At 35.2% G+C, this 12,846-nt stretch carries 8 protein-coding genes, 1 tRNA gene and 4 pseudogenes; 6 read left to right on the forward strand and 7 right to left on the reverse strand.

Annotation, left to right across the window (positions count from 1 at the left end):
• Nucleotides 1-34 precede the first annotated feature (34 nt).
• A complete protein-coding gene (locus AAGD95_RS00335; RefSeq protein WP_341818538.1) occupies nucleotides 35-3,424 on the forward strand; it encodes a UvrD-helicase domain-containing protein in 3,390 nt (1,129 codons plus the stop codon).
• On the opposite strand, the gene AAGD95_RS00340 is transcribed toward AAGD95_RS00335, so the two are convergent.
• Both AAGD95_RS00340 and AAGD95_RS00345 read right to left on the reverse strand, forming a co-directional pair.
• Nucleotides 3,401-3,655 (reverse strand): hypothetical protein, encoded by a 255-nt coding sequence (locus AAGD95_RS00340; RefSeq protein WP_341818889.1) that lies wholly within the window; start codon nucleotides 3,653-3,655, stop codon nucleotides 3,401-3,403. The two genes, AAGD95_RS00335 and AAGD95_RS00340, sit on opposite strands and share 24 nt — an antisense overlap.
• Nucleotides 3,537-4,387 (reverse strand): annotated as a pseudogene (locus AAGD95_RS00345) (IS982 family transposase). Before AAGD95_RS00345 ends, AAGD95_RS00340 begins: the two are co-directional and overlap by 119 nt.
• A 98-nt stretch (nucleotides 4,388-4,485) precedes the next feature.
• Between AAGD95_RS00345 and AAGD95_RS00350 the strand changes: the two are divergent.
• Nucleotides 4,486-4,626, forward strand: a pseudogene (locus AAGD95_RS00350) (IS982 family transposase); the annotation flags it as partial.
• A 47-nt stretch (nucleotides 4,627-4,673) separates the two neighbouring features.
• Here AAGD95_RS00350 and AAGD95_RS00355 read toward each other — a convergent pair.
• Nucleotides 4,674-5,066 carry a TraR/DksA family transcriptional regulator gene (locus AAGD95_RS00355; RefSeq protein WP_064124828.1) on the reverse strand — a complete coding sequence of 131 codons (393 nt, stop codon included), beginning with the start codon at nucleotides 5,064-5,066 and terminating at the stop codon, nucleotides 4,674-4,676.
• 106 nt (nucleotides 5,067-5,172) lie between these two features.
• On the opposite strand from AAGD95_RS00355, the gene AAGD95_RS00360 reads away from it, so the two are divergent.
• Nucleotides 5,173-5,820 (forward strand): heme exporter protein CcmB, encoded by a 648-nt coding sequence (locus AAGD95_RS00360; protein WP_341818539.1) that lies wholly within the window; start codon nucleotides 5,173-5,175, stop codon nucleotides 5,818-5,820.
• A 484-nt stretch (nucleotides 5,821-6,304) separates the two neighbouring features.
• Here the strand turns inward: AAGD95_RS00360 and AAGD95_RS00365 are convergent.
• From AAGD95_RS00365 to def, 3 genes and pseudogenes are all read right to left on the reverse strand, one after another.
• A pseudogene (locus AAGD95_RS00365) lies at nucleotides 6,305-7,187 on the reverse strand (IS982 family transposase).
• Nucleotides 7,188-7,620: 433 nt separating this feature from the next.
• A complete protein-coding gene (locus tag AAGD95_RS00370) occupies nucleotides 7,621-8,442 on the reverse strand; it encodes a uracil-DNA glycosylase (RefSeq protein ID WP_341818540.1) in 822 nt (273 codons plus the stop codon).
• Nucleotides 8,432-8,971, reverse strand: coding sequence for a peptide deformylase (gene def, locus AAGD95_RS00375; RefSeq protein WP_341818541.1), 540 nt, complete (start codon nucleotides 8,969-8,971; stop codon nucleotides 8,432-8,434). The genes AAGD95_RS00370 and def overlap by 11 nt, the downstream gene beginning before the upstream one ends.
• Before the next feature lie 136 nt (nucleotides 8,972-9,107).
• Between def and ftsA the strand changes: the two genes are divergently transcribed.
• On the forward strand, nucleotides 9,108-10,346 hold the full coding sequence (gene ftsA, locus AAGD95_RS00380; protein ID WP_341818542.1) for a cell division protein FtsA: 1,239 nt from the start codon (nucleotides 9,108-9,110) through the stop codon (nucleotides 10,344-10,346).
• 401 nt (nucleotides 10,347-10,747) lie between these two features.
• On the opposite strand, the gene AAGD95_RS00385 is transcribed toward ftsA, so the two are convergent.
• A complete protein-coding gene (locus AAGD95_RS00385) occupies nucleotides 10,748-11,617 on the reverse strand; it encodes an IS982 family transposase (RefSeq protein WP_341818263.1) in 870 nt (289 codons plus the stop codon).
• Nucleotides 11,618-11,701: 84 nt separating this feature from the next.
• Here AAGD95_RS00385 and AAGD95_RS00390 point away from each other — a divergent pair.
• A pseudogene (locus tag AAGD95_RS00390) lies at nucleotides 11,702-12,288 on the forward strand (IS982 family transposase); the annotation flags it as partial.
• Nucleotides 12,289-12,772: 484 nt separating this feature from the next.
• Nucleotides 12,773-12,846, forward strand: a tRNA-Arg gene (locus AAGD95_RS00395).

A 12,846-nucleotide genomic window follows, 5' to 3' on the forward strand; every position in this document is an offset into this window, starting at 1 on the left:
TTAGTCAACTTTATATAAGGTTTTCGCACTTCTGATGAGATCAAATGCCATAAATCCCAATTTCTCTGTATGGGTAAATGCGTCCGCTGGTACAGGCAAAACAAAAATCTTAATAGACAGAGTATTGAGACTTTTATTAGAAAACAAAAGAAATATTCTTTGCTTAACATTCACCAATGCTGCAGCAAATGAGATGGAAAATCGCATTCACAGCATACTCAGTAAGTGGGCAATATGCTCAGAAAGTGAATTAATAATGGATCTGGAACAACTAGACCTCTTGCATTTAAGTGAGGAATCGGTGTCATTCCAGCGCGTGACGCTGGAATCCAGAAAAAAGGAAGAATGGATCCCAGTGTCAAGCACTGGGATGACAAAGGAGAGTGCTGGGATAACGGAGGGATCCAGAAAAAATGAAGCACTTGATCGTTATTTAACAAGAGCAAGAAGGCTTTTCTCTGAACTGGAAAATCTTGGTCTAACTATACAAACCATACACGCTTTCTGTTACAAATTAATTTCCAACTTTCCCATAGAAGCTGGCATTGCCCCAAATTGTACACTGAGTGAATGTAAAGAATTACATTCCATCATATTCAATAAAGTGCTTCATAATGAGGCTGTGCAAGATAGTATAAACTTCATTGCAACTGAAATTGATGAAAATAAATTACGCGATTTGCTTTATACTTTATGTGTAAAAAGATTTGCGTCAGCAAATGATTCGGAATATATCAAAGATAAACTCAACGCTCCGGGTGAGATTCATGATTTACAGAGTGGAACGACTGAGCACATAAAAAAATTAGCCGAGATATTAAGTGAAGGCAGTAAAAGAGATCAGAGTTACAGTGAAATACTTTATGATTGGTGTAATAGCACCAATAAGGAGGATATAGAAAGTCTAGCCAAGGTATTTCTCAAATCAGAATCGCACGAAAAAAAGAGCATATCATCCATTGCAACAAAAAGTATTTTGGAGAAATTCAGAGATGCAGAGCAAATAATAGAGAGCGTTCAGAATGTAGTGTTTACTCATATAAGAGACACGAACTCTTATCAAATATTCAAGAGAACCAGTAGCTTACTTGGTATATTTAAAGTATATGTTGATCTATACAGTAGCAAAAAATCAAAAAATGCACTGCTTGACTACAATGATATAATTGGCTTAGCAACAAATCTTCTCAGCAATCCAAACTATAAAGATTGGATATTGTTTAACTTGGATCAAAAAATAGATCACATCCTTGTTGACGAGGCACAAGACAATAGCATCAGCCAGTGGAAAATTATAACAAATCTCTGCGATGAATTTTTTGCCGGTAATGATGAAAAGCGAACCTTATTTGTAGTTGGTGACGTAAAACAATCCATATACAGATTTCAAGGAGCAAATCCCCATCTATTCAACTATATGCAACAATACTTTCATACGAAAACTGGTGGTAGAGATTGGATATCATGCCAACTTGAAAAGTCATTTCGTTCAACTCCAGAAGTTTTGATGCTTGTAGATAGAATATTTAATAACTTCCGCACAGAAATATCTTTTAATGATAATGAAATAAAACATGTTCCACATAGAGAAAATGACCAAGGATATATTGAAATTTGGCCAGCCTTACCAAGGCACAAAGAGAAAGAACAGCAAGCTTTACAAATTCCTCTGACATGCAGGAAAAATTATATAATAGCAGACCGATTACTTGCTCAGGCAATAGCCCACAAAATTCACAACTGGTTAAATGAAGGGCGAATTTTAGTCGCTAAAGATCGCCATATAGAGCCAAGAGACATTATGGTTCTGGTACGACAACGAAACGTATTAGTTGATTACATAATAAGCGAACTTAAAAAAGCAAACGTGCCAGTTGTAGGCCGGGATTATTTTAGAATTATGGACTATATAGCCGTGCAGGACTTAATAGCTTTGGCCGAATTTTTACTCCTCCAGGCAAATGATTTAGCTCTTGCAAATGCTTTAAAATCACCGTTATTCAATTTTACCGAGGATGATTTATTTAACATTGCATATGATCGTAAAGAGCATTCACTATGGGAAAGAATTCACGATTATTCTGTGGTTATCTATAGTGAATTAAACTATCTCATTAACTTATCTCGCATAGAGTCTCCTCTTGCACTATTTACACATATATTGCGTACAGGTAAGAAGAAATTTGCTGCAAGGCTAGGTCTTGAGTGCTTCGAGGTTCTAGACGAATTTATGAACCTTGTGTTGCAATTTGAGAACCCATCTCTTCAAGCGTTTGTTCAGTGGATCAAGGAGAATAACCCGGAGATTAAGAATGATATGCAATCAGAACGCAATGCTGTGCGAATAATGACAATTCATAAATCAAAAGGTCTGCAAGCTCCCATAGTATTTTTGGTTGATACAAACACAGTGCCAAGAAACAGTGAAAGCATTATCTTTGATGGAACAGAAGTGCCATTTTGGTGTGGAAAAAACAACAACGCTTATTGCGATCAAGTAAAAAGAGAGAAAAAACTAGAGGATTATAATGAATATTTGCGCTTATTATACGTAGCACTCACACGTGCTGAAGATGAGTTATACATCTTAAGTAAAGAGCCAGTACAAAAGGGCTCTTGGTATGATCTAATCACTAAGTATGGAGAACCATATGAAAAGAAACAAAGGAGTTTACGGCTAATATTTAAAGAAAAAGTTGAAGTATTATGCGTGAATGCAAGCTACCCTTACATTTATAAAAAACGTGATTATTTTGACGTTCCAGTCATTTCCCTTCCGCCAAACCTATCAATGTCATTCCAGTGCTTGACACTTGAATCCAGTAAAAAAGAAGGAGAACCAGCATCAGCTACTCACTCTTCGGTGTCATTCCAGCACTTGATGCTTGAATCCAGAGAAAAAGAAGCCTGGATCCCAGTGTCACGCACTGGGATGACAAATAGGGGTACTGGAATGACAGAAAGTAGCGCTGAAACGAAAGACAGTTATACAAGGGGCTTAATAATCCACAGCATATTGCAGTATATGCCCAAGATAGAAAAAGAAAGGAGAAAAAATTGGGTCAGAAAATATCTTGACAATATAAACACCAGTGAAGATAAGGATGAAATTTACAGTAAAATATTAGCCTTTAATGAAAAATATGGCTATTTGTTTGATTTGGAAGGTAAGTCAGAAATTACACTGAGTGGAACAATTGATGGCGAGTCAGTATTAGTACGACTAGATAGGCTATGCATAACGCAAGATAAAGCAATCATAATTGACTATAAATCACACCGTAACGTTTCTGTTTCCTCATTAAATGAAATAAAAAAACAGATGTTGATCTATAAAACCTTAGTACAAGAGATATATCCAAACAAGCAAGTAGAGTGTGTGGTTATTTGGGTAGAAGATTTAACTCTGCAATCTGACTTTTGATGAAACTCGATTGCAAGAAATAGCTACTACGTCATACCACCACTCCTTTCTCGTCATCCCGCTACGTGTTAGCGGGATCTCAGCATAGCTATCTTTAAACGCGAATTCTGGATTAAGGAAGGAAGAAAGTATAGGAAATAGAAGGCTTTTTGGATTTGATGGAATAGGAAATGAGAGTAGAAAAGATATGAACCAAAAAATTAACAGGGGATCTATGGCGAGTGTGTTCAATTTCTAGTCTATTTTTTAGGTAACCAAAAACAGTCTCAATGATAGCCTTTTTCTCAGTAAAATCTTCTCATTTAGCGAAATCAATGCATTTTTCATACCTTTTTTCACCTTGGTAACAAGTTTCAAACCTCGGTCAAACAGCTTCTGAAAAAGCTCTTTTGCAATATAACCTTTGTCACCAAACAAAAGGCCGGTTAATTTTTCCGTCAGATTTGGCACAGGTATCCTATCATCAACATTGCCTTTTGTTAGCGTAAGTGAATGAATTTCACCATTTTCATTGATTACCATATGTAATTTGAAACCAAAAAACCAGCCGTAAGTACTCTTGCTTAATTTTGCAATTCCAGCAAAAACTTTGTTTTTGGATATTCTTTTTGCATGACAAACTGCAATGGGAGTTGTGTCTATATATGAAATTCCAGTGTTTTCTGACTGTCCACAAAGCCAATGCAACAACATTGCTAAATGCCACAAAACCCTAGGCTTTAGAGCAACAAACCTGGTATATGAAGGCAACTTTGGAAACTCTGATTTGTAGAGCAACGTTAGGTAATGTAGATAGAAAGTTTTGAAATTTTTACACGGAGATTGTTGATATAGCAGGATTATTGTCATGATTTCGGAGTGCTCAATTTCCGTTGTTCTTGTGGGTTTTTTACCATTTGGCAGTAGTTTACCTGCAAAATTTTTCTCTATATCTCTGCAAAAATCATCGACCAAACAAAACAGTTTGTTATATCTTCCATGGTTAACCTCATCTGTTTTTTTATAACTGCTGAGTTTACCCTGTTTTCTTGCCTTTTCTATTCTCCTTTAATCCAGAATTCGCGTTAAAAAATAGACTAGAAATTGAACACACTCGCCATAGATCCCCTGTTAATTTTTTGGTTCATATCTTTTCTACTCTCATTTCCTATTCCATCAAATCCAAAAAGCCTTCTATTTCCTATACTTTCTTCCTTCCTTAATCCAGAATTCGCGTTAGAAGTCCAATGGCTCACCACTTATGTGTAAATTAATCGTTAATGTTGTACACGTTCTTTTCTTTTTCTACTCTCTCTTGCTCTTCAATACAATATATAGCAAGCGGATTAGCTTTAAGTCTTTCGACTCCTATTTCTTCTCCTGTTCCATCGCAGTAACCATAAGTGCCTAATTTTATTTTTTCTAACGCCTCCTTAATTTTTTCTTTTCTATCTTTTCGACGCTTGATTAATTCCTCGTTTCCACTATCTCCATCAGAATAGTATGTATCAATACTATTCTCTTCTAGTTCTTGTTTCTCCAATTCAGCGAGTATTGATTGTAACTTTAAGCTGAAGTATTCCAGTTGTTTTACGCTCATATATTCTTCATCCTCTGAAGGAGTGTAATCTTCTGGTGACTTTATTTTTGGTAACTTCTCCATAATTGCATTATCAAAAAAATAATAAAACCTATATAACTTATGAACAAAAAATTATACTACCTCAAAGTAAACACTATAATTTATAATAAACATTTAAAAGTCTAGTATGATCGGCCCAGTAAAAAAATTAGTAATAAATGATAAGAATCTTACCTATATAGTATGTATTTTCATTATAATGTTAAGTTTATCTTCATTTACACTTGAAAACAACAATAAACAAGAAGTTATGTTAACATTAACATGGATATGTGCTACATTTGTTTTGCAGATCTCTACAAATAATTTGTTTACATCTGATTATCATGATGGAATATTAGAGCAAATCTTTGTACAGCCACTCTCTTCTAGGCTTATAGTTGCTTATAAAATTTTCGCTCACTGGTTATTATTTGGGTTACCGATTTCAGTAATTTCTTCCATATTCAGCTTTGCAATTCTAGGCAATAGTATTGAACACTCAATAGCAGTGGGAGTATCTTTATTATTTAATACGCTGATAATCATTAATATTTCAGCTACTGGAAATGCATTGATGATTGGTCGAAACAACTTAGCATCAGGAGTATCGCAAATTCTTGTTTTGCCAATGATAATGCCAACCTTTGTGTATTTTAAAATGCTAACTCAATTTGAAAATTTGTCCTTGAATATTTATACACTACTAATCACCATCTTAGTTTTTGTCATTTTGATTGTCAACAGCACTGTAACTACTCACATGGCACTAAAATTTGCTGTGGAACAGGATTGAAAAATCTTACTGTTATTCAGTAGACTTCTTGCATAACCTAGAAAAAAGGCAAATAGTTATTATAGATTTAGGTTTACCGACAATTTGAAAAACCTTCATTCCAGCACCCTTCCCTATCATCCAAGTAGCCCTTCGTTGTCATCCCAGTGCTTGACACTGGGATGGCTTTGTTGCATCGCTAGCTATGATGGATTAAAGATAAAAAAGATGGAGAATATCAGTAGCTTATTATTCTGGTATTTATAACAAGAACGGTCAGTGAATACCTAAATTTGAGTAAAAGAAATTTCACTACCACTCACTAATCCGGCTAAAATTCAAGAATTTCAATGCTTTAGCTATTTTCAATAGAATTAAGTTTATTAATATAAATAATAAATTACTATTCTTAAATTTGATCAGATTGATTGCAAAAAAACAAGATTTTCAATAGGTTGCTTATAATCCTAACTATAGTTAGCCTTTCATAAACGCGAATTCTGGATTAAGGAAGGAAGAAAGTATAGGAAATAGAAGGCTTTTTGGATTTGATGGAATAGGAAATGAGAGTAGAAAAGATATGAACCAAAAAATTAACAGGGGATCTATGGCGAGTGTGTTCAATTTCTAGTCTATTTTTTAGGTAACCAAAAACAGTCTCAATGATAGACCTTTTTCTCAGTAAAATCTTCTCATTTAGCGAAATCAATGCATTTTTCATACCTTTTTTCACCTTGGTAACAAGTTTCAAACCTCGGTCAAACAGCTTCTGAAAAAGCTCTTTTGCATATAACCTTTGTCACCAAACAAAAGGCCGGTTAATTTTTCCGTCAGATTTGGCACAGGTATCCTATCATCAACATTGCCTTTTGTTAGCGTAAGTGAATGAATTTCACCATTTTCATTGATTACCATATGTAATTTGAAACCAAAAAACCAGCCGTAAGTACTCTTGCTTAATTTTGCAATTCCAGCAAAAACTTTGTTTTGGATATTCTTTTTGCATGACAAACTGCAATGGGAGTTGTGTCTATATATGAAATTCCAGTGTTTTCTGACTGTCCACAAAGCCAATGCAACAACATTGCTAAATGCCACAAAACCCTAGGCTTTAGAGCAACAAACCTGGTATATGAAGGCAACTTTGGAAACTCTGATTTGTAGAGCAACGTTAGGTAATGTAGATAGAAAGTTTTGAAATTTTTACACGGAGATTGTTGATATAGCAGGATTATTGTCATGATTTCGGAGTGCTCAATTTCCGTTGTTCTTGTGGGTTTTTTACCATTTGGCAGTAGTTTACCTGCAAAATTTTTCTCTATATCTCTGCAAAAATCATCGACCAAACAAAACAGTTTGTTATATCTTCCATGGTTAACCTCATCTATTAATCCAGAATTCGCGTTTTAAGTCTTAAACGCTGCAATTTAGCTGCTTTTAAGTGCAACTAACTTTAGCTAAAATGTTTAAGAAATTTACTAAGCAGAAAAAAAGGCAAAAGAAACCCCGTGGTAATTAGTGTTCACTCCCTAATCCTGCAAATTGGCGTACTATACTGTCTTAAACGACTTATAAGCGCGTTTCAGCTTATATAGGTAAAAACCTAGAAGTATTGTGAAGACATAAGGTGCACATAGTGCAAAAAATTAAAAATAAGACGCCAACTACGTTGTTTTCTTGCTGTTTAATCTGCACAGATGAAGATAACTGAATACCTTCATTATCATGATAAAGGGGCTGGCGGAGTTTGTCAAGTAGGTTTTTCGTTTCTAACGATTGTTAACATGCTGCAAAAAACTATGCAAGAGGTCTACCACTTTATTAGGTATTTGTGCAGTTATTGGTGTTATCAAGATACTCCCTAATCTTCTTCAAATCCTCCCAGGCTAAACGTTTTTGTGTCGGTTGGCGAAGTAGGTAAGCTGGATGAAATATAGCGGCTGTGGTGATTGAATTGGACAAATATTGGTTAGTGTACGTATGAAATCTACCACGCAAATTCGATATAGTTTTTGTGCTGTCAAGAAGGCTATAACACGCAATTCCCCCGACCAAAATTAGAATTTGCGGTGAAACCAGTGCAACATGCTTCTCAACAAATGGTCTGCACATATCAAGCTCTAGGTCGGTTGGCTTTCTATTGCCAGGTGGGCGCCAAAATACAGTATTGCTTATGTATACCTTAGTGCGATCAAGATTGATTGCATTTAACATTTTATCGAGCAACATTCCACTTGCACCACAAAATGGTATGCCTTGAAGGTCTTCATTTGCCCCTGGAGCTTCACCAACGAGCATAATTTTTGCGTTTGGATTACCATCGGAAAAAACAGTATTAGCTGCAGTTTTTTTTATCTCACAACCTTCAAATGATTCAACTGCACTTCTTAGTTCATCCACACTACTACATTTACTTGCAAGTTTCCTTGCTTCAATTATCCAGTCACTTGGAAACATGTCTTTTCCATCTTTAGTGTCATTCCAGCGCGTATCTGCATCTTTCTTCTGGGTCCCAGTTTGGATAACAGAGGGTTGCACACCCTCTTTGCTCTCCAACTTTTTTTCCTCTTCATCCTCTGTTAGTGTGCAATCAACGCCCACTTCATGGTAGAATTTTAATAATTCTAGGTCTTCATTGCTCATAATGCTTTTTAACCTTTTGTGCTTTTTTCATGGCCATATCATACTTCAACTTAGATAAATGTCTAATATATAATATGCCGTTTAAGTGATCTAATTCATGCTGAATACACCTTGCAAGCCAACCACTAGCTTTTAGCGTCTGTTCCTCATTATTTAAATCCTTATATTTCACAGTCAAATATTTTGGACGCTTAATTTCATAGCTTTGCTCTGGAATTGAAAGGCACCCTTCTTTGAGAATCACTTGTTCATCGGATAATCCCGTAATTTCTGGATTAATCATGCAAAATTTGCCAGTTGATTCATATCCTGCTGGCTCATTTTCAATTGTTTCTAGCTGAATGTCCATAACAAAAACTCTCTTCAGCACCCCCACTTGCACTGCAGCAAGGCCAAGACCTTCTGCATCGTACACAGTTTCGAACATGTCATTTACTAATTCTTTAATTTTATCGTTTATATCTGTTACTTCACTGGCACGTGTGATTAGTCTTTCATCAGGAGCAATTACAATTGGTAATATGGACATAAAAATTATAATTCTATGTTTTGTTTTTCCTTTTGTCCAGAATTTAGGGTATATTAAAATGTTGCTATATCTATAATAGAAATATAAATTAAAAGAAAGCTACAATTTAAATGAAATTGCGTAATAAGGTTAACTAATGTACTCTGCAGTAATAGCAAAACCAAAGAGAAACGTTTTTGCTGTTTTAGACATAGGTACAACAAAGATTATTTGTCTAATTGTTAAGATAAATGGCAACTTCAGCTATAAAGTAACAGGAACGGGTTATAAGATTGCAGAAGGTGTAAACGGTGGGTCGATAACTAATGTAAAACATGCAAATTACTCCATCTCATCAACTATAGGTTTAGCTGAGCAAGTGTCAGAGGAAACTATAGACCAGATATATGTGAATATTGCTGGATGTGGCATCTCATCTTTCAATGTACATAATGAAATTATTGCAGCTAATCATGAGATTTCTGAGCGTGATATAAGACGTGTAGTTTTTCAAACATTTGAGAAATATATTGAAGACAATGTTATCATTCACAATATACCACTGAAATATCACTTAGATGACATGACTGACATAAAAGAGGTTGGTGGATTGTACGGAAAAAGACTATCTGCTGATGTTAATGTTGTCACTGCTTCGCGTCCAGCGCTTACCAATATTGAAAACTGTATTACCAATAATGGTGGATTAAATATGGCAGGTTGTATTGCTTCTGCATATTCTGCAGGTCTTGCCTGTCTGAGTGGAGATGAAAAAGAGCTCGGGACTGCTATTGTTGATATAGGAGGCGGATGCACTGCAATTGGAATTTTCAAAAGAGGGAAACTTGTGTATGCAAGCAGCGTTCCAATTGGTGGTGTTCATATCACTCGAGATATTGCTTACGGGCTATGCACAAGCATAGAACGTGCAGAGTATATAAAAATACTGTATGGTAGCACTATCGTAACTTCAATAGATGAGAACGAATATATTACAGTCCAAAATAGTGAAAATGATGAACCTACTCAAGTATTCAAATCTGAGCTTATTAACATCATAAGACCAAGAGTTGAAGAAATACTTGAAATGGTAAGAGAGCAATTTCAAGAGCAGAAAGATCCAATCAATAAAGTAGTGATCACAGGCGGAACTAGTCAACTCACAAGCATGAAGGAAATCGCAGGCTATATATTCAATAAACAAGTTCGAATTGGGTGCCCTGAGTCTTGTAGCGGTCTTGATGGCGAATATGATAAAAATCCTGTATTTTCTGCTGCTATAGGTTCTATAAAGCTAATAGTTGACACTTTTTATAAAAATAACTCTGGAATGCTCTGTCAAGATGGTAAAATGAGTAAATTGTATAATTGGGTTAAATCAAAAGTTACAGTTTAATTTTACTGAATGAAATTCTTATATCTATCAAAGGAAACATTATGAATAAAAAACATTGTTTCAAAATTAATAAACTTGTTCGTGATCATACAACTGAAATTATACGTTCCCACGGAATTATTGTTTATGAGAGGGTGATGGAAAAAGATGAATACATTGAATGTCTCAAAGATAAACTTTTAGAAGAAGCAAAGGAGGTTATTGCCTCTAAAACCTCAGATGAAAACCTTGAAGAGTTAGCCGATTTACTTGAGGTCATACATGCATTAGGCAAAGAAAGTGGACTATCTGTAGAACAAATTGAAGAAAAGCGTATCTCTAAAAAACAAGAGAGAGGTGGTTTTGAGAATCGTATCTACAATACTTACATTGAGGTGAATCCTAATAACGCGAATTCTGGATTAAGGAAGGAAGAAAGTATAGGAAATAGAAGGCTTTTTGGATTTGATGGAATAGGAAATGAGAGTAGAAAAGATATGAACCAAAAAATTAACAGGGGATCTATGGCGAGTGTGTTCAATTTCTAGTCTATTTTTTAGGTAACCAAAAACAGTCTCAATGATAGACCTTTTTCTCAGTAAAATCTTCTCATTTAGCGAAATCAATGCATTTTTCATACCTTTTTTCACCTTGGTAACAAGTTTCAAACCTCGGTCAAACAGCTTCTGAAAAAGCTCTTTTGCAATATAACCTTTGTCACCAAACAAAAGGCCGGTTAATTTTTCCGTCAGATTTGGCACAGGTATCCTATCATCAACATTGCCTTTTGTTAGCGTAAGTGAATGAATTTCACCATTTTCATTGATTACCATATGTAATTTGAAACCAAAAAACCAGCCGTAAGTACTCTTGCTTAATTTTGCAATTCCAGCAAAAACTTTGTTTTTGGATATTCTTTTTGCATGACAAACTGCAATGGGAGTTGTGTCTATATATGAAATTCCAGTGTTTTCTGACTGTCCACAAAGCCAATGCAACAACATTGCTAAATGCCACAAAACCCTAGGCTTTAGAGCAACAAACCTGGTATATGAAGGCAACTTTGGAAACTCTGATTTGTAGAGCAACGTTAGGTAATGTAGATAGAAAGTTTTGAAATTTTTACACGGAGATTGTTGATATAGCAGGATTATTGTCATGATTTCGGAGTGCTCAATTTCCGTTGTTCTTGTGGGTTTTTTACCATTTGGCAGTAGCTTACCTGCAAAATTTTTCTCTATATCTCTGCAAAAATCATCGACCAAACAAAACAGTTTTGTTATATCTTCCATGGTTAACCTCATCTGTTTTTTTATAACTGCTGAGTTTACCCTGTTTTCTTGCCTTTTCTATTCTCCTTTAATCCAGAATTCGCGTTAGCAATGTTGTTGCATTGGCTTTGTGGACAGTCAGAAAACACTGGAATTTCATATATAGACACAACCCCATTGCAGTTTGTCATGCAAAAAGAATATCCAAAAACAAAGTTTTTGCTGGAATTGCAAAATTAAGCAAGAGTACTTACGGCTGGTTTTTTGGTTTCAAATTACATATGGTAATCAATGAAAATGGTGAAATTCATTCACTTACGCTAACAAAAGGCAATGTTGATGATAGGATACCTGTGCCAAATCTGACGGAAAAATTAACCGGCCTTTTGTTTGGTGACAAAGGTTATATTGCAAAAGAGCTTTTTCAGAAGCTGTTTGACCGAGGTTTGAAACTTGTTACCAAGGTGAAAAAAGGTATGAAAAATGCATTGATTTCGCTAAATGAGAAGATTTTACTGAGAAAAAGGTCTATCATTGAGACTGTTTTTGGTTACCTAAAAAATAGACTAGAAATTGAACACACTCGCCATAGATCCCCTGTTAATTTTTTGGTTCATATCTTTTCTACTCTCATTTCCTATTCCATCAAATCCAAAAAGCCTTCTATTTCCTATACTTTCTTCCTTCCTTAATCCAGAATTCGCGTTACAAATGTTTAAGAAATTTACTAAGCAGAAAAAAAAGACAAAGAATCCCCGAGTTAGCTAGTCCTTTACTATCTCTGTCAAGTATTGGCATTTTTTGATGTCTTGTAACGCTTTATAAGCGCGTTCAGCTTATTTAGATAAAAATCTAGATGTGGATGAAGTTTTGTAAAGACATACAGTATCTATATACTGCAAAAAATTGAACATAAGACGCCAACTACGTTGTTTTCTTGCTGTTTAATCTGCACAGATGAAGATAACTGAATACCTTCAGTTTCATGATAAGGGGGGTGGCGAGGTTTGTCAAGGAAGTTTCTATATAACATTTTCTAAAATAAATAGACTTCTCGCATCCAATTTCGGCAGCGCGTGACACACAATTGCAATGACAAGGTGTTGCAAGATAAACATCATATTCACACGAAATACTTGACTTCACTTGTACTAAGAAGCATTTTATATATGTTGTGTGCCCGTAGCTCAGCTGGATAGAGCAACAGCCTTCTAAACTGTGGGTCGTAGGTTCGAATCCCACCGGGCACA

It is taken from the genome of Wolbachia endosymbiont (group B) of Ennomos erosarius (genome assembly GCF_964026905.1).
GTDB lineage: Bacteria > Pseudomonadota > Alphaproteobacteria > Rickettsiales > Anaplasmataceae > Wolbachia.

What these genes read in the sequence shown, in the direction of transcription:
- AAGD95_RS00335 (WP_341818538.1), top strand. Translation starts at nt 35, where the DNA reads ATGAGATCAAATGCCATAAATCCCAATTTCTCTGTATGGGTAAATGCG.
- AAGD95_RS00355 (WP_064124828.1), bottom strand. Translation starts at nt 5,066, where the DNA reads ATGGAGAAGTTACCAAAAATAAAGTCACCAGAAGATTACACTCCTTCA.
- AAGD95_RS00360 (WP_341818539.1), top strand. Translation starts at nt 5,173, where the DNA reads ATGATCGGCCCAGTAAAAAAATTAGTAATAAATGATAAGAATCTTACC.
- AAGD95_RS00370 (WP_341818540.1), bottom strand. Translation starts at nt 8,442, where the DNA reads ATGAGCAATGAAGACCTAGAATTATTAAAATTCTACCATGAAGTGGGC.
- def (WP_341818541.1), bottom strand. Translation starts at nt 8,971, where the DNA reads ATGTCCATATTACCAATTGTAATTGCTCCTGATGAAAGACTAATCACA.
- ftsA (WP_341818542.1), top strand. Translation starts at nt 9,108, where the DNA reads ATGTACTCTGCAGTAATAGCAAAACCAAAGAGAAACGTTTTTGCTGTT.
- AAGD95_RS00385 (WP_341818263.1), bottom strand. Translation starts at nt 11,617, where the DNA reads ATGGAAGATATAACAAAACTGTTTTGTTTGGTCGATGATTTTTGCAGA.